Source organism: Paenibacillus sp. FSL P4-0127 (assembly GCF_038007325.1).
Classification (GTDB): Bacteria; Bacillota; Bacilli; order Paenibacillales; family Paenibacillaceae; genus Fontibacillus; species Fontibacillus macerans.
Genome location: NZ_JBBOWY010000001.1, coordinates 3,963,300 through 3,981,177, shown reverse-complemented (window position 1 = coordinate 3,981,177; position 17,878 = coordinate 3,963,300). Strand labels below are relative to the sequence as shown.

The window sequence follows — 17,878 nt, the reverse complement described above, 5'->3', positions numbered from 1 at the left end:
CAGTTGTATATCCAATCATAGTCTACAACCCAGAAGTAATCATCCGGATTTAATCTAAGGTATTCATAAATAAAATTAAAAATGAGTTCTTGGACACCAAAAATATCTTCTAGACTATTAATACTATGAACATAAAAAATAAAAGAGTGCTCACTGTTCTTCGTGAATGAGTAAGACCATATTTCTGTTTTTCACCATCATCGATAATTGACCGGGCTAGTTTGTAAGTGGGGACTATTGAGGGAGAAATAACGAAACAGAAAAAAGAATTGGCCGGTTACCGCAAGTTAGCGGCGGCAACCGGCCAGTTGTCCTCCTATACATAAAGCGCTTGGTACATTATTCTTCGATCAGTTGAAGCCGAGGCCACAAACGCAGCCACTCTTTGGCTGTCACCCGCTGCCTGAGCACCGCGGTATCTTGGAAGTACGGGCTTTGCCGAATCTTCAGCGCGAGCAAGTCGTCCAGCCCCCAAGGCGCGAGGAGCTCAATATCGTCCGCGGCATGCAGACGCACTCCTACCGCCGTGCACGTTTCGGGCCAGTGCCGCATCGCGTCTTCAACCGAGCGGTACGGTGCCTTCTCCCCGTTCCTCAAATGCATACGGGCCTGGTTTTTGACCGACCAATTCCGGTGCGGATTGCGTGCTCTTAATGCGGCTTCATACCCTTTCTCGACCGCCTCGTCCAAGCATCGGGGTCATAATACAGCACGTCAACGTCATGCAGCGGCGTTCGGCTGGTGTAACCGTGCAGCACATCCCACGCAAAATTGCGCACGTAACCGGCGGCGATGCAGCCGTGCGGCAGCCCTTGTTCGGCCACCGCCCGTAAATCCTCCAGCATTTCCGGCTGATGGAGGATCGCTTCCCTTAAACCTGCGGCATCATTCATCGCGGAATTACTCGGTTCATATTCAGGATAATGTATGATCATAGTTTCACGCCCCTTGCAGCGTTTTATCCTTGGGCAGCAGTACCGTCAGCAGGCCGATCAGCGGCAGCAGCGAGCACAACTGCATAATAAACAGGATGCCGGTCTGATCGGCAAAATTGCCGAGCACCGCCGAGCCAAGCCCGCCAAGTCCAAAGGACAAGCCGAAAAACAAGCCGGACACAAGCCCCACCTTCCCCGGCAGCAGTTCCTGGGCGTATACGACGATGATCGAAAAGGCGGAAGACATGATCAGTCCAGCAATCACGACAAGCACGCCGGACCAGAACAAGTTGGCGTACGGCAGCAACAGGGCGAACGGAGTCGCACCAAGGATGGACACCCATATGACATTGCGTCGCCCGTAACGATCCGCCAGCGGCCCGCCGAAAAACGTTCCGACCGCGGACGCCGCCAAAAAGGCGAAAATATACCACTGCGCCGCTTCTTTAGTTACGCCGTAATGGTCCATCAGAAAAAACGAATAAAACGTGGAAATGCTGATGGAATAAACGTTTTTGGAAAATAGCAGCAGCACCAGTATGGCAACGGCCAGCAATACTTTTGCCCGGCTGAGATTGGCATGGCGAACAGGTTCGCCTTTCGCGGCTGCCGTTCGTTTTCGGCGCGGCTGCAGATCCTGGGCTCCGTACCATCTCGCGACGAAAAACTGAATGACGATCGCCGCCACGGCGGCCAGCGCAAACCAGGCGACGCTTGCCTGCCCCAACGGGATAAAAATAAGCGCCGACATAATCGGCCCCAGGGAAGCGCCGATGTTTCCGCCGACCTGAAAAATCGACTGGGCCAGTCCTCTTCGGGGGCCGGCCGCCAAATAGGCGACGCGCGACGATTCCGGGTGAAACACTGACGAGCCGATGCCGATAGACGTGACGGCCAGCAAAATCAGGCCGTAGCTAGGGGCAAACGCCAGCATGACGATCCCCGCCAGAGTGAAGCATACGCCAAGCGGCAAAATATACGGCCGCGGCCGGACATCCGAATACAATCCGACCATCGGCTGAAGCACCGAGGCCGTCATATTCATCGCGAAGGAAATCCAGCCGATCTGGCCGTAAGAGAGCATAAGGGATTCGCGCAGAATCGGAAACAAGGCCGGGATCGCCGATTGCATCGTATCGTTCAGCATATGGACGATACTGATCGCGAACAAAATCGGGTAGACCGTTAAAGCGGGGGAGGCGGGTTTCATAGCAGTTGTCTGATTCATCGTCCGCTAATCCGCTAGAAACCGAAATTGTCCGGGTCCGCCCCGAACCGCTTGTTTTGATTTAACCTGTCGATCTCCCGAATGTCCTCTTCGCTTAACGCAAAATCGAATATATCGGCGTTTTCGGCGATCCGCTCCGCGCGTACGGATTTCGGAATCGTGACGACACCGACCTGGAGATCCCAGCGCAAAATGACCTGCGCCGCCGTTTTGCCGTATTTCGCCGCAATCTCCTTTAACGTTTCATGATCAAGCAACTGGCCCTGCCCCAGCGGCGACCACGCTTCCGTCTCAATGCCCTTTGAGCGGCAGTACTGCAGCAGTTCTTTTTGCGTTAAGTGCGGATGCAATTCCACCTGATTCACCGCCGGAACGACCTTCGCATCCGCCAGCAAATCCTCCAGATGGTGGATTTGAAAATTGCTGACTCCGATCGCACGCACCTTGCCTTCCGCGTATATCTTTTCAAGCGCCCGCCACGTGTCCTTGTATTTTCCCTTGACTGGCCAATGCACCAGAAACAGGTCGATATATCCAAGGTTCAGTTTGCTCAGGCTTGTTTCGAACGCTTGCAGCGTCGATTCGTAACCTTGGTCGCTATTCCATACCTTTGAGGTAATGAACAGTTGATCCCGCGTCAGCCCGTTTTCCTCCATCGCTTCCTTTACCGCCTGGCCGACTCCTTCTTCGTTGCGGTACAAGGCTGCGGTATCAATGCTGCGGTAACCGGTGCGAATCGCCGCTTTGACCGCCTGAATCACTTCTTGGCCCTCTTTGGCTTGATAAACGCCCAGACCGAACCAGGGCATTTCGACTCCATTGTTTAATGTGACGGTATCCTGCAAATGATTGGGCATCGGTCAATCCTCCTCTAATTCTTAAGATGGGCTTATTTTCCGTATCTCCTATTATGGCGGACCCTCCCGCGAATTCCAATCGTTTTCTTCATAAAACAAAAATCAGCGCTTGAGCGCGGGATAAGTGAGAATAGCGTAAAGGCCATGCGAAAAAAATCTAAACGGTTGTGAGCGACGCTATTTGGGCAAAAACGAACGGATACAAAATGTAACGGTTGCCAGAGGGCCTATTTCCCATTTTATCGGCAGTAATAGGCATAAAGTTCCGCTATTTTGAAGGCTGACGGCCGGTTAGCAGGTGGGCTTATGGGCTTGTTGGCCAGCGGCCGGCCATGCCGGCAGCTGGCTGTCAAGCGCCGATTTCTAAGTTGATCCAATCCACAGCAACGCGATAAAGCCGCCGGGTTTTCTACCCGGCGGCCCATAGTTCCTGCGTGCGTTAACGCGCTTATACAATTATGCCGTTTTACCCGCGCCGCGCAGCTTTTGTCTGGCCCGGTACAGCAAAATTTTGAAGTGGGACAGTGAAATCCCCATCAGATCGGCGGCTTCCTGATAAGAGAAGCCGTGTATGTCGTACAGCAGCACCGCGTGCTGCTGGTTGGGCGCCAACACGGAAAGCAGGGCGTACAATTCCTTTCGGCTCTCCTGTCCGAGCACGCGTTGTTCCGGCGTGTCATCGCTGGCGTAGCCGAAGAAAAATTCATTTTCATAAGACGAAGACCGGCTTTCTTTGCGCAGCTTGTCAATGTAGGCGTTATGGGCCACCCGCAGCAGCCACGCTTTAGCCTTGCGCCCTTCCGCCCCGTCCAAATGCTTGAGCGCCCGGCAAAATGTCTCCTGCATCAAATCCTCCGCGGTGTGATGATTGCGGCACATACTGTATAAATAGCGGTAAACGTCGTTTTTATATTCGCGATAAAGAAGATCCATAGAACGGGTTTTCATCTTTTTCCCCTCATTTCTATCCATTGAAATTTCGGCAGCGCCCCGTTTCGTACCGGCGCTTGCCTGGTTCCATGGTTCATTATGAAGGTTATAGTTTGCGTCCCGTCTAAGAAATTGTTAAGTTTTTCTTAAGAAATTTCTTCATTTTTCTTAAACGATTCGGAATTTTGCGGCAGCCGTACGGTAAACACCGTGCGGTATTCGTTGCTGTCCGCCGCTATCGTCCCCTGGTGGAGATCAACGATGTGCTTGGCGATGGCCAGGCCGATCCCCGACCCGCCGGTGTGCGACGCCCGGGATTTTTCCACCCGATAGAAGCGGTCGAACAGATGCGGCAAATCGGATTCGGGAATCGGGTCCCCGTAGTTGGCCACTTCGGTAACGGCCTCCTCCCCTTCCATCCAGCCGCGAATATCGATGTATTTTCCCTCATGTCCGTAACGGATCGCATTTGTGATCAGGTTCTCGTACACCCTTCTCAGCTTGTCCCCGTCCGCGTGAACGTAAAGGTGGCGCCCCTGCAAATACAGCCGGCATTCCATGCCGCTCTCCTGCAGCTGCCAGCCGAAATGGGCGATAATTTGATCCAGCATTTCCGCCAGATTAATCCTTGTTTTCTGCAGCTTCATCTCCTTGTTCTGCAGCCGCGTAAACTCAAACAAATCCTGAAGCAGCTGCTTTAGCCGCAGCGATTCCTCGTACGCCATGTTGACGTAGTAGCGCAGCTCGACCTCATCGCGGTAACGGTCCTGATCGATCAGGCCGAGATAGCCGGTAATGGAGGTGAGCGGCGTCCGCAAATCATGCGATACGTTGGTGATCAGCTCGTTTTTCGTTTGCTCCGCCCGGCGTTCCTCCTCCATCGACGTTCTTAAGCGCTCAACCATGCGGTTGATGTCGGTGGCCAGCTGTCCAAGCTGTCCCACGTTTTCCACCGGTATTTTCCGCACGGAGCCCTCCTCGATCTTATGCACCTCTTCAATCAGCAGCTCCAGGTACTTTTTCTCGTGGCGCCGGACGCTACGGCGGTAGAAATACAGCGCGAACAAGAGCAAAATCGGCACTCCCGCCAAATAATAGGCCAAGGGAAAGCCGATGTTCCGGTTGATCCAAACGATAAAGGTATAAACCGACATCTCCGGATACAGCACGTAAAACAATCTGGCCAGCAGGATGAGCAGCAGCAGCGAAATCAGCGAAGCGACCGTCGTCCAAAACAGCCAGGTCAAAAAGCGCAAACTAGCCTTCAATTTTGTAGCCGACCCCCCACACGGTACGGATCAGCTTTTCTCCGTCCATCTCTTTCTCCAGCTTGTCGCGCAGGCGGCTGATATGCACCGTCACGGAATTGCTGCTCTCCAAAAATTTATCTTTCCAAATAAGTTCGAAAATTTCGTCCGAGCCGAACACCCGGCCGGGATGGCTGGCAAGCAAATATAAGATTCCGAATTCGATCGGCGTCAGCTTCAGCGGATTCCCGTCAACCGCAGCCGTATGCGTCTCCTTGTCGATCTGCAGCGAGCCGATTCGGATCATATGATCCTGGGACGCCTGCGCCTGTACGGACGATTGCGCCTGGGCGGCGTAAGAGGATCTGCGCAGCAGCGATTTCACCCGGGCGACCAGCTCGAGCGGATTAAACGGCTTGACCATATAGTCGTCCGCTCCGGTCATCAGGCCCGTAATCTTGTCCATATCGCCGTCTTTAGCGCTCAGCATCAGAATCGGCGTCGTCCGCGTCTCGCGGATCTTCAGGCAGACGGAAATCCCGTCAAGCCCCGGCATCATGACATCGAGAATGACCAGATCGACCGCCTCGCGCTCCATGATGTCCAGCGCTTTAAGCCCGTCCCCCGCTTTCACGACATCATAACCTTCGTTTACGAGATAAATTTCAATCAGTTTGGCAATTTTATCATCGTCGTCGACGATTAAAATTTGTTTGTTCATAGATTATTTCATCCTTTATTTGAAAAACTGGAATGGCACATCGGTACTATCATACCATGTTCACGCCACCCGTTTACAAATAAAAGATTGTCATCAATCTGGAACTTAGGTCCAATCATACGGGACGGCGATAACGAACCTCGTCCCTTGACCCGGTTCGGACGCTACGGAAATGTTCCCTTGGTGGATTTCGACGATTTTCTTCACGATCGATAGGCCTAGTCCGCTGCCGCCTGCGCTGCGCGTCCGCGATTTATCGGCTTTATAAAACCGCTCGAAAATATGGACCAGATCCTCTTTGGCGATGCCCATCCCGCTGTCGGCGATCCCGACTTCGGCATGCCTTCCTCCGCGCGAAAGCGTCAAGGTAATTTCCCCGCCATGCGGCGTAAATTTAATGCTGTTGTGCAGCAGGTTCAACCATACTTGAGCGAGTAAATCCTCGACCGCCTCCACCTCGACAGGCACCAGGTCCAGATTAATCTGGATGTTCTTGTCCAGCCATTGCGGTTCGCAAGCCAAAACGACGGTCTTAAGCTGACGGTCGAGCCGAAACCGGTTGGCCTGAAAAGTGGCGCGCTCCGCCTCAAGCGAGGACAATTTCAGCAAATTGTCGCTCATCTGCGACAACCTGCGGCTCTCCGACTCGATAATTTCCAAGTAATGGTCCCGTTTTTCCTGCGGCAGCCCCGGTTTCCGTAAAGCTCTGGCAAATCCGCGAATGGAAGTGAGCGGCGATTGGATTTCGTGCGAGACATTGGAAATGAAATCCTGGCGCATCGTTTCCATCCGCCCCAGCTCGCTGGCCATTTCGTTAATGCTGTGTACGATCGATTCGAATTCCCTCAATTTCTCAAAACCCTCCAGCCTGACGGAGAAATCCCCTTTGGCGATCCGTCGGATCGCCGCGATGACCGAATTGAGCATCTTTAACTGGTTGTTATGGAGCAACTGGCCGATCAGAAAGGCAATGAAGACAAACAAAATAAATCCAAGAATCACATTCAGCAGTTCGAGCGCATAGTCGGAAAAAGGCGGTTCCCAATGCCGATAGACAACAGAGGTGGTAAAAGTAGCAGCCGTCCATGTCAAGCCGAAAACCGCCAACACCGCCAGAGACCCAAAAATATGGAACAGTACTTTCCAAATTTTTTTCAACCAGTTCACCGTTCCCCCGCCTCCAGGCGGTAGCCCAGGCCGCGGATCGTGCGGATTTTAAACCCGTACCGCTCCTCGGGAAAACGTTCGCGCAGACGGTTGATGTGCACGTCGATCGTCCGTTCGTTCCCCTCGAAATCGTAACCCCATATATCTTCGATCAGCTGCTCCCGCGTCAACGTTCGACCCGCGTGGCTGCCGAGTTTAAACAGCAGCTCGAATTCCTTCAGCGGCAGCGTAAAACTCTCGTTCTGGGCGGAAACTTCAAATGTCTTGCGGTTGATTTTCAGTTCGCCGATCGCAACGACCTGGGACAGCGTCACATGATAACGCTTGAGCAGCGCCTTGACCCGGGCGACCAGCTCCGCCGGCTCAAACGGTTTGACCAAATAATCGTCCGTGCCCAGTTCGAAGCCTTTCACCACCTGCTTCGTTTCGCCTTTGGCCGTCAGCATCAAGAGCGGCATGTCATAATCCCGCCGCAGCTGGCGGCACAGCTCCCAGCCATCCATATTCGGCATCATAATATCCATAATGACCATATCGACTTTTTCCGTTTCCACCAGGGTGAGCGCCTCGCGTCCGTCCTCCGCTTCAAGCACCTGCACCATTCCCGCTTCCTCCAGAAAAACCTTGACCAGTTCGCGAATGTGCTGATCGTCGTCCACCACAAGTATTTTTGCCATAGCCAATTACCCCTTTACAATATCGCCTCTGCGCGTACACCGGTCTTATCTGCGCGTTCACCGGCTTCCGGAAGCTGCAGCTGTTGGGCGGCGAACTCCCGGTACATCGCGTGATGACGCAGCAGCTCCTCGTGCGTTCCCCGGCCCGTTACTTTGCCCTTCTCGATAAAAATCAGCTGATCGGCGCCGACGACGGTGGACAGCCGGTGCGCGATCACGATGGTGGTGCGGCCCTGCATCAAATTGTTCAGCGCCTTTTGCACCACGATTTCCGAGCGGCTGTCCAGACTGGAAGTCGCTTCGTCCAGCATAAGAATTTTCGGGTCTCTGAGGAGTGCCCGGGCGATCGCAATCCGCTGCCGCTGCCCGCCGGACAGCTTCACGCCGCGTTCGCCGACATCGGTGTCGAACCCGTCCGGCAATTCGGCGATAAAGCCGTCGGCATAGGCCATTTCCGCCGCCCGCTTCAGTTCGTCTTCGCTCACTTCGCGCTCGATGCCGTAACATAAATTTTCCCGGATCGTGCCGGCGATAATCGGACTTTCCTGGGATACGTACCCGATCAGCCCCCGCCAGGAACGGAGCGAAAACGCATCGATCGGGTCATCTCCCAGCCTGATCGTTCCTTCCTGCGGGATATAAAACCGTTCCAGCAGGGCAAACAGCGTCGTTTTGCCGCCGCCGCTCGGCCCGACAACCGCCGTCACCGTGCCGGGCTTCATCGTAAAGCTAACGCCCTCCAGCACCGGCTCTTCCGGCTTGTACCCGAACGTCAAGCCTTCGACCGCCAGCGGCTGGTTCGCGTCCGCCACTTCCTTGCCCGAAGCAAACGGCTCTTCCTCCGCGTCCAGCGTTTCCAGCATTCTTTCGGTTGCTCCCATCGCCTTCTGCAATTGCGTGAAAAACGTCGTCAATTGCGTCATCGGCATCACCGTCTGAATCAGATAAAGGATAAACGCAACCAGCTCACCGGCCGTCATTGCGCCGCTTGACACCTGCATGCCCCCATAACCGATCACCACGACCAGCAGCATCATCATTACAAAAGAAGTGAACGGGCTGATCCAGGCCATCACCTTGCCTTCCCGGATGCCGAAAGTCATCAGTTTGCCGATGGCGGCGAACCCGTTCTCATATTCCTTGCGTTCGGCATTGGACGCCTTGACCAGCCGGATTTCCGACAGCACCTGGCTCAGAACCGCCGTGAAAGAAGCGGTCTCGTCCTGCATGCCCAGCGAAATTTTGTACATCATTCGCCCGAGCGGCACCATAATAAGCGCCGCGATCGGGATGACGACAAACATGAGCAGCGTCATTTTCCAGTTCAGGTAAAACAACACCGCGACCGCCCCGATGATCGAAATGATACCGCTGAAAAAACCGGTCACATGCTCGGAAATCAGCGATTTGATGATCCCCGTGTCGTTCGTCAGGCGGCTCACCGATTCTCCGGTGCGGTTGTTATCGTAATAGGACACCGGCAGCCGGAGCAGTTTTTTCCAAAGCCGGTCGCGCAGGCTGGCCACCATTTTTTGCCCGGCGTAATTAAGCAAATAGATCGACAGCCCCGAAGCGATCGACATGCCGATAAATGCCGCCCCGATCATCACGATCTGCTGCGTACTGATTGATGACAGCGAAAAGCCGTCGACCAGATTTTTCGTGAACATCGGAATGACCAAGCTCACAACCGTTGAAGCGACGCTCAGCAAAAGCGCTCCGATCAGCAGCGCCATGTTCGGTTTCGTCTCGCGGATCAGCCGCAAGAACGCCCGCAGGCCGCCCCGTTTTTTAGCTATCTGCTTATTGGGTTCATTGTATAAAGTTTCTCTCTCACGCATGTTCTTCTCTTCCCTTCCTTATGTCCCGTCCCGGATAAGCTTCTATTTAAGCTCAGGAAAAGAATATAACTGTTTTTTAAACTGAATTTAAACGGGCCCACCGGACTATAAATTTTCCACTTCCACGCTGTGCACATGCTCGATCGTCCGCAGAAAATGGTAAATTTCCGTCGTGTATTCTTTCTCCGACGCGGTGATGACCATGTCGATCCGCTGTCTCCCATCCTCCAGGTCTTTGATTTTCAGCCGGCGAATGCGATGGCGGTTTACCCTGTCCCTCCGGTTCTTTTCATCCTTCCGCTCGATAATGCGGATCAGTTCCGTGACGTTGCCCGGATTCTCCATCACGACTTTGATCGACACGTCGCGCTGGCTTAGCTTGTATGGGCCGACCCATTTGATCACGTAGGGAATAAAGTTCACCGAAATGATCAGGAGCACGGTCGTAAGCGCCGCTTCAAGATAAAAACCGATCCCGATCGCAATCCCGATCCCGGAAGCGGCCCAGATCATCGCCGCCGAGGTTAATCCGGATATCCCCTCGTTGCTCCGGCGCAAAATCGCGCCCGCCCCCAAAAAGCCGATACCGCTAACGATTTGTGCGGCGAGTCGCATCGGGTCCATGTTCGGATGCTCAGGCGTGGCGAATTTCGCAAATGATTCGATCGATACGATCGTTACCAGGCAGCTGGCGATGCATATCACCATGCTGGTCTTGATGCCGAGCGGTTTTTGCTTCAATTGCCGGTCGATGCCGATAAACAGCCCGAACAATAAAGCCATGCATAGTTTAAAGGCCATTTCCCATTCCATCATCATGTTGAACTGCATCTCCTTCAGTCATATAAAGTGAGTATAATTGGATTCGGCTGCTCCGTGCAATTGTTCTTAAAAACAAAAAAGCCGCCCCACGGATCAAAGATCCGAAGAAGGCAGCTTTTTTTAGATTATTTATGACAAGCGGATTAAAACTTGGCGGCAAGATCGGCCGCGCGTTTTACGCCGTCCTGAATGATTGCTTCGGCACGGTCCGGGAATTGGTTGTGGCCTTCCACAACGACGACTTCCGGGTTGTTGATGCCCCAGAAAGCCAGCGTGTTTTTCACGTAATTCAACGACATTTCAAGCGCCGCCATCGGACCTTCCGAGTAAACGCCGCCGCGGGCTTGCAGCAATGCGATCTTCTTGTCGCCTACGAGGCCGACAGGTCCTTGTTCGGTATATTTGAACGTTTTGCCGGCTTGGTTCAAGTAGAACAGATAAGTCAGCAGTTGGGCCGGGATCGTGAAGTTCCAGAGCGGGAAAGCGAAGACGACTTTGTCGGCGCCCAAAAATTGATCGAGATAAGTGTTGGCCAGGTCGGCCGCTTTTTGCTCTTCCGGCGTCGCCTCGATGCCTTTACCCACCTTGAACAATCCGTTCAGCATGTTCAAATCATAGTAAGGAAGCTCGGCGTCAAACAGGTTGAGTTCGGTAACCGCATCTTCCGGATGCGTTTCCTTGTACGTTTTCAAGAAGCTTTCATACAGCTTAACCGTAGCGGATTGGTCCGCCGGACGGTTATTCGCTTTGACAAATAAAACTTTAGCCATCTGTATTCCCTCCACTTTTTCATTCATTAACTTACTATTTAATAGCTACTTAATATTAAGCCGTAACTATTGTTTATAATAACGGCTAACTAAAACTTTGTCAACAACAGTTACTTAAGTATAAACCCGAGCCTGCAGCCGGCCCTGCGTTATTTTTTTCGCGTATCGATCCATCCCCGTTCCAACGCGTAGCGCGTTAATTGGACGCGATTTTCCAAATGCAGCTTGTGTAAAATATTTTTCAAATGATTTTTCACCGTCTGATCGGAAATTTGCAGTTCGCCGGCAATTTCGCGATTGGTCATGCCTTTCGCCACCCAGCCGAGAATTTCGCGCTCCCGGGCGGTAAGCGGCGGTTCGCCGGCCGCATCTTTTTTTGTGAGCGGAAACTCCTGCAAAATGCGGAGCGCGAGCTCGCTGGACAGCGGGGCTTCGTCGCTGGCGATAGCCCGTAAATATTCCAGCCATGTCCCTGGCTCCAAATTTTTGAGCAAATAACCTTGCGCGCCCTGCTTAAGCGCCTCAAACAGATGCGCGGCATCATCCGAAACGGTAATCAGGACGATCTTGACATACGGGTACCGAAGCTTGATTTCCCGCGTCGTTTCGAGCCCGTCCTTGCCCGGCATCTGAATATCCATCAGGATCAGGTCCGGCATCCACAGCTCGGTCAGTTCAACCGCCCGCTCCCCGTTTTCGGCATAACCGATCACTTCAAACCCGTCGTCCTCCGCCAAAATTTCGCCGATCGCCTCCCGCGCGTGCGGATGATCATCGACGACCAGTACGCGTACCTTCATCCAAACCGTCTCCTCCCGCTATTTCAACCGACGTTTTTCCCGGCCGGGATGTCACCTGCAGCGTCCACCCCATAGCTTCCGCCCGTTCCCTAATAATTTGCAGTCCGTACCTTCCTTTGGCTTGCGGTTTATCCGCTTGAAAACCGGTTCCTTCATCCATGACGGACACTCGAAACCGCCGGGCATCGCCCGTCCCGGTCACGGAAACTTCCTGAACCCCGCCATGCTTGCCCGCGTTGACGATCGCCTCCCGGATACATGCCAACAGCTCCATTCGCGTCTTGGGGGACCAGTCTTTTTCATTCAACCGCCAATCCATACGCAGCCCCAGCTGCCGCTCCTCCGCCATCTGCCGGATCAGCCCCGGAAAATCGGCGGTTCCGCGTTCGGAGAGCCGGGAGTCCGGAGGAACGCGCAAATCGGAAATCGCCTCCCTGACATAGCGGTTCACCTCGTGGATCGTCTTGCGCAGCTCGTGCCAATCATAAGCCTGTCCGGCCTCCGCCTGCTGCCGTTCGGCCCGGTCGACCTTCACCGACAGCAGAAACAATGACTGGGCAATCCCGTCATGCAGCTCCCGGGCCAGCTGTTCCCGCTGCTCCAGGCGCGCTTTAAGCGCCCGCTCCCGCTGCAGTTCCTCCTGCATCTGTTCCAGATAGGAAAACCAGCGGTGCAATAGGGGCACGCAGACCCCGAACAAGATGAAAGGCGTAAGGATGTTCCCCAGCTCCATGGAAAGATAAGGCATCAAAAATTGATGGCGCACATATTCCCATATACCGACGACAAGCGTCGGAACTATTAGGATCATCCATTTCGTGATTTTATATGACATACAAGGCCTCCGCGATCGATCTCTTTCTCCACCGAATATACTTTACCTGCCGTTTGCTGGCAAGCTTTGGCGAAAAAATGAACGGGGGGCCGATCCGTAAGAAAAAACGTTTATCGACGTATCTTTGAAGAAGCCAGACCGCGTTTAGCGGTAGTTTGTACTACGATTTAAGGAAGCAGAGGCTCCGAAACTTATACTTTCTTATGGCTCAACCTAATAATCAGTGTTTGAGAGTCAAGTACAATCAATCTTGGCAAGAAATGCGGAAGGGCGTTGAAAGCTTGAGAACAGGGAAGGCCAGTGAAAATTTTATTTACAGGAAGCACTTTTTGAATACTTTTTTTCATTTACTATAGTAGTTATTTCACTCCACATATTTATAAAACTTTTTTTAAAATTCTCTTCAGAAATAATGCTACCAACATAATTGTTCACTTCATTTGTTTTATAGTCCTTACTGAAATATAACTCATTAAGTTTATCTACAAGCATTTCAAGCGAGGGAGAAAATTTATATTTTTGCGGAAAAAATCTGGATGTTTCCACCAGATCTGAATCCGGCATAATAGTGCATACACCACTTAAGACAGCTTCTAATGGTGTTATTCCAAGTGTTTCATATCTAGAAGTAAATACGAAAATCCCCTTTCTTTTCATTATTTTAAAGAGCGCATAAAGTTCAAGTTTTGACAATTTTTCAGTAAACATAAATCTATATCTAAGATTCTCTGGTATCAGTTTATAAAGAGCTTCTCTTTTATGCTCATCAACCTTTGATCCTCCTGTTATGATTACTTTTACCGGAATATTCTTTTTTGTTAATTCTAAAGCCGAGTGTATTAATAAATCCATATTTTTAAAGTAATCAATCCTTGCAGCATTCGATGTTAATATTAATTCATTTTCAGAAATGTTCTTCAAAAAATATTGTAACTTTTCACCTAAATTAACTTCACTTACAGTTATCGGAATGATTGGAGGAATAATCGCCTTAATTAAATCTTGCCTAATTCCTTTATTTCTTAAGAACCTGCTTTGCATATTTGAATGCTGTAAAACAAAGATATTTTCATTGCTTAGCAACGTAGTCAAACCTCGTTTTTGCTGTTCTAACATATGATGCACCTTTTCGTTACTTTCAAATGCCTTATAAGCCTCGATTAACGAATAATTTTCAATAAAATCTTCAACAAAAGGTCCATGATGAGTTAAGCAAGCGGGAATATGTTTAGGATGGTACTGTATAATTGTATCTGTATGGTAATAGACAATCAGATTATCCGTTTCACTTCTGTATAACATGACAATAGCCCTGTCTATGGCTTCCATAACACTCTCGTCATTCATTCTAAAATTAAAGAATAATGTTATTGTATTGTAACCGTTTAGAGTTTCGTTTTTAATTGCTGGTTCTGATAATGTTTCATCTCGCTTATATAATATAATTCCTAGTAAAGAACCATTCTCATTTAGACACTTTATTATTTCAAGCGCAAAATGAGTAGCACCTACTTTATAAGCACTCATTTCGGAATCAGGAAAATAATTTCTATTCAAAACAACAATTCCAGGCAACAATTGATTTTCCATTTAATCCGCCTCCTATTTACTCTAAGTTTCTGTAATTTCCGTAAAATTACATCAGTAGTGTTGCATAAACGGTGACACGGTTAGTTGTCGAGTCTTTTTACTCTGCCGCAACGACCGACTTCTGCTTTTTCTATCGCCCATTTGAGGTTCGACTGGGTGTCCTGTTCAGTGCGGCAATGAGTTTATCCCACGGCTTCCATAGAAGCGTCTTGAGCGAATCCATCAATTCCGTTAGCGTGCTGGAGGAGGAGTCACGCCGCCTTTGTGTGAATCCGCCGCCTTTGCGGCCGTCGGCTGTCGGAGACCTCCCTGAAGCAACAGAGACAATGTCAAGCAGGTCATGGCAAATAGCTTCCACTTTTGGGAGAATCGGTGGGTTCTCATCGAATGCATAATTTGAAACCCTCTTTCACTAGAAAATTAAATGAAATAAACCAAGCAAAAAGAGCGCAATCTGGTGCTTCCCAAATCATTATTTGTATAGAGACGAAAGCAAACGATGTGTCCCTTTCCCTCTGACATCCGAAGGAAATATCTGCCATAGGTTACAATTCTATTAAATCATACTCTTCTTGGCGATTAAAGGATAAATTTCTACTATTTGTTCGAATCTTGCCTGTGAGAAATGAGATAATCGCCGAAATAAAACTGGTGGAACGACAAACAAGCACGGCGATCCCGGAAGATCACCGCGCTTGTGGTCAATGCGATTAGATTGCAGTCTGTATCACGTTCATCCAACGTCCGGCTATCGTTGCCCGTCCGGACGCACCTTGCGGGTAGCCGTCGCCTCCATGGGATCATCCGGCCAATAATGCTTGGGGTAACGGCCTTTGAGGTCTTTTTTGACCTCGAAATAGGTCGTCTCCCAAAAGCTGCGCAAATCCGCGGTCACCTGAACCGGCCGACTTGCTGGCGACAGCAGATGCAGGGTGATCGCCACCCGGCCGAAGCCGATTCGCGGGGTCTCCATCATCCCGAATACCTCCTGCAGGCGTACTGCAGCATACGGGGCCTGTGGCCCATCGTAGTGAACTTGGATTTTGGAGCCGCTCGGGACTAGCAAGTGCGTTGGCGCCTCGGCGTTCAGCACTTGCCGCAACGGCCAGTCCAACAGGTTCTCCAGGATGCCGTACAACGATAAAGCTTGCAAATCGGAACGCTTGCGCACGCCGGACAAATACGGAGCCAGCCACGATTCTGCCGTCGCCGCCAGCGTCTCGTCAGAAACGTCCGGCCATCGCTCATCCAAGCGGTGCAAGAACAGCAGCCGCTCTTGCAGCATTCGCGCCCTGTCCGTCCACGGCAGGATGCCCACGCCCTTGACGATAACTGCATCCAACAGGGCGCGGGTAATCTGCTCGGGACCCGGTTGCGGATCCGGCTGCTCCTTCAGGACGATCGCGCCGAACGTTTGGCGGATTCGGGCTCGCACCGCACCGGAAGCGTCGTCCCAAGCCGCGCTGCGCTCCTCGGCAATCTCTTTGCCGTAATAACGATACAGGTCCGTTTCGTCGAGCGGAGCAGCCAAAAGAATCCGCCCTTCCGCCCCCTCGTCGTCGACATCGGCGATGGCCAGAAAAGCCGCGGCCCCGAGGGACTCTTTCATCGGTAAAACCGCGCCGCGCCCGCTTCGCAGCAAATACCGCCCGTCCGGGCGGCGCATGGCGATGCGGTCCGGGTAAGCGAAAGAGACCAGCAGGCCGCAATACCGGTCCGGCTGCTGCGCGTCAAGATCGGCGCGCGGCTGAGGAGCCGTGGGCGCTTGGGTAGACAGCGCCTGGGCCGGCGGCGTTTGGGCTGGCGGCGCTTGAGTCGGCGGCGTTTGGGGCGGAAGCGTCCCGGGCGCCGGCGCCTGGGCGGACGGCGGCGCGGCCAAGCCTTCAGCGGCAGCTTCGTTGGCCGGCTGATCCAGCTCCAGCAGCCGCGCCTCCCATTGGCGGCGGAGCTGCTGGACGCGCTGCAGGGCGGCCGGGTCCGCCTCGAGCGCCGAGCCGGCCCCGCGCGCACCCTTGGCCGCGTCCAGCACCAGCGCGAGCCGGCGGCGCAGGTCGCCGTCCGGGCCGGCGGCGCCTTTGAGCAGGTCGCGCTCTTCGAGCAGCGCGGCCAGGGCGCAGGCCGGCTCGGCCAGGCCAAGCTCGCGCGCCCGCAGCAGCATATGCGCCAGCCGCGGGTGCAGCCCGAGCGCGGCCATCTGCCGGCCGTGCCCGGTGATGCGGCCGGCCGCATCCAGCGCGCCGAGCTGCTGCAGGAGCAGGACGGCGCTGGCGTAAGGCGCTGGCGGCGGCGCGTCGAGCCAAGCCAGCTCGTCCGGCGAGCCGGCGCCCCACGCCGCCAGTTCCAGCGCGAGCGGCGCCAGGTCCGCCTCGAGGATCTCCGGCGGCGTGCGCGCGGGCAGCGCGCGGTCTTCCGCCTCGCTCCAGAGGCGGTAGCATACGCCGGGCGCGGTTCGCCCGGCGCGGCCCCGCCGCTGGTCGGCGGAATCGCGGGCGGCGCGGACCGTCACCAGACGGTTCATCCCGGTCCGCGGGGAAAACAAGGTGGTCCGCCGGAGGCCGCTGTCGATGACGACCGTCACGCCGTCCACGGTCAAGCTCGATTCGGCGATCGACGTGGCCAGCACCACCTTGCGCCGGCCCGCCGGCGCCGGCTCGATCGCCCGCCGCTGCGCCTCCTGCGGCAGCGCCCCATAAAGCGGCGTGAGCAGCACGCCCTCGGGCAGCGGCGATCCCGCAAGCAGCGACTCGACGCGGCGGATCTCCCGGGCCCCGGGCAAAAACACGAGCAGGCTGCCGTCATGCGCCGCCAAAGCGCGGCGCACCGCCCGCTCCGCCACGGTTTCGAGCGGTTCTTTCGCGGCCGGTGCCTGCGGAAGGTATAATGTCTCCACCGGATACATGCGGCCGCGGCTTTGAACGACCGGCGCATCGCCGAGCAGCCGGGCGACCGGCTCCGCGTCCAGCGTCGCCGACATGATCAGAAGCCGCAAATCATCGCGCAGCAGCTCGCGGCTCTGCAGCGCCAGCGCCAGCCCCAAATCGGCGTGCAGGCTGCGCTCGTGGAATTCGTCAAAAATGATGAGTCCCGTCCCCAGCAGCGCCGGGTCCTGCTGCAGCAGCCGGGTCAAAATCCCTTCCGTCACAACGGTAATCCGCGTTTTGCGCGACACGCGGCTCTCCCCGCGCATCCGGTAGCCCACCGTTTCGCCGACCCGTTCGCCCAGCTGCGCGGCCATATACAGGGCGGCGGAACGGGCCGCGAGACGGCGCGGTTCCAGCAAAATAACGCTCTGGCCTTCCAGCCACGGCTCGCTTAACAGCGCCAACGGCGCGCGCGTCGTTTTCCCCGCTCCGGGCTCGGCCAGCAGAACGGCAGCGCCTGCCTTACGCAGGCTGTCTTTTAACGCGGGAATCGCTTCATCTATAGGCATCGGTTTAGGTTCAGACAGCTTCGTCATC

The 17,878-nt window shown here is 53.8% G+C and carries 14 protein-coding genes and 1 pseudogene; all 15 read right to left on the bottom strand.

Features of this window, described 5'->3' with window-relative positions:
- Positions 1–339 precede the first annotated feature (339 nt).
- The 15 genes and pseudogenes from NYE74_RS17955 to hrpB all read right to left on the bottom strand — a co-directional run bounded on the left by NYE74_RS17955 (position 340) and on the right by hrpB (position 17,877).
- Positions 340–845, bottom strand: a pseudogene (locus NYE74_RS17955) (nucleotidyltransferase family protein).
- 94 nt (positions 846–939) lie between these two features.
- Complete coding sequence (locus NYE74_RS17950; protein WP_341005051.1) at positions 940–2,163, bottom strand: MFS transporter; 1,224 nt, start codon at positions 2,161–2,163, stop codon at positions 940–942.
- Between the two features lie 14 nt (positions 2,164–2,177).
- Positions 2,178–3,020: an aldo/keto reductase gene (locus tag NYE74_RS17945; protein ID WP_036622499.1), complete on the bottom strand. Its 843-nt coding sequence runs from the start codon at positions 3,018–3,020 to the stop codon at positions 2,178–2,180.
- A gap of 456 nt (positions 3,021–3,476) precedes the next feature.
- Positions 3,477–3,968, bottom strand: coding sequence for an RNA polymerase sigma factor (locus tag NYE74_RS17940; RefSeq protein ID WP_036622497.1), 492 nt, complete (start codon positions 3,966–3,968; stop codon positions 3,477–3,479).
- A 128-nt stretch (positions 3,969–4,096) separates the two neighbouring features.
- Complete coding sequence (locus NYE74_RS17935) at positions 4,097–5,218, bottom strand: sensor histidine kinase (protein WP_124332762.1); 1,122 nt, start codon at positions 5,216–5,218, stop codon at positions 4,097–4,099.
- A complete protein-coding gene (locus tag NYE74_RS17930) occupies positions 5,208–5,918 on the bottom strand; it encodes a response regulator transcription factor (protein WP_036622493.1) in 711 nt (236 codons plus the stop codon). The genes NYE74_RS17935 and NYE74_RS17930 overlap by 11 nt, the downstream gene beginning before the upstream one ends.
- Before the next feature lie 105 nt (positions 5,919–6,023).
- Positions 6,024–7,085 carry a sensor histidine kinase gene (locus tag NYE74_RS17925; RefSeq protein ID WP_227872862.1) on the bottom strand — a complete coding sequence of 354 codons (1,062 nt, stop codon included), beginning with the start codon at positions 7,083–7,085 and terminating at the stop codon, positions 6,024–6,026.
- On the bottom strand, positions 7,082–7,762 hold the full coding sequence (locus tag NYE74_RS17920; RefSeq protein WP_036622491.1) for a response regulator transcription factor: 681 nt from the start codon (positions 7,760–7,762) through the stop codon (positions 7,082–7,084). Before NYE74_RS17920 ends, NYE74_RS17925 begins: the two co-directional genes overlap by 4 nt.
- Before the next feature lie 14 nt (positions 7,763–7,776).
- Positions 7,777–9,603, bottom strand: coding sequence for an ABC transporter ATP-binding protein (locus NYE74_RS17915; protein WP_124332761.1), 1,827 nt, complete (start codon positions 9,601–9,603; stop codon positions 7,777–7,779).
- A 105-nt stretch (positions 9,604–9,708) separates the two neighbouring features.
- A complete protein-coding gene (locus NYE74_RS17910) occupies positions 9,709–10,422 on the bottom strand; it encodes an MgtC/SapB family protein (protein WP_227872861.1) in 714 nt (237 codons plus the stop codon).
- A 146-nt stretch (positions 10,423–10,568) separates the two neighbouring features.
- Positions 10,569–11,195, bottom strand: a complete 627-nt coding sequence (locus tag NYE74_RS17905) for an FMN-dependent NADH-azoreductase (RefSeq protein ID WP_328269564.1) — start codon at positions 11,193–11,195, stop codon at positions 10,569–10,571.
- A gap of 149 nt (positions 11,196–11,344) precedes the next feature.
- On the bottom strand, positions 11,345–11,995 hold the full coding sequence (locus tag NYE74_RS17900; RefSeq protein ID WP_036622486.1) for a response regulator: 651 nt from the start codon (positions 11,993–11,995) through the stop codon (positions 11,345–11,347).
- A complete protein-coding gene (locus NYE74_RS17895) occupies positions 11,967–12,830 on the bottom strand; it encodes a sensor histidine kinase (protein ID WP_328269563.1) in 864 nt (287 codons plus the stop codon). Before NYE74_RS17895 ends, NYE74_RS17900 begins: the two co-directional genes overlap by 29 nt.
- 309 nt (positions 12,831–13,139) lie before the next feature.
- Complete coding sequence (locus NYE74_RS17890; protein WP_341005049.1) at positions 13,140–14,420, bottom strand: glycosyltransferase; 1,281 nt, start codon at positions 14,418–14,420, stop codon at positions 13,140–13,142.
- A gap of 748 nt (positions 14,421–15,168) precedes the next feature.
- Positions 15,169–17,877, bottom strand: a complete 2,709-nt coding sequence (hrpB, locus tag NYE74_RS17885; RefSeq protein ID WP_124332758.1) for an ATP-dependent helicase HrpB — start codon at positions 17,875–17,877, stop codon at positions 15,169–15,171.
- Between the last annotated feature and the right edge of the window lies 1 nt (position 17,878).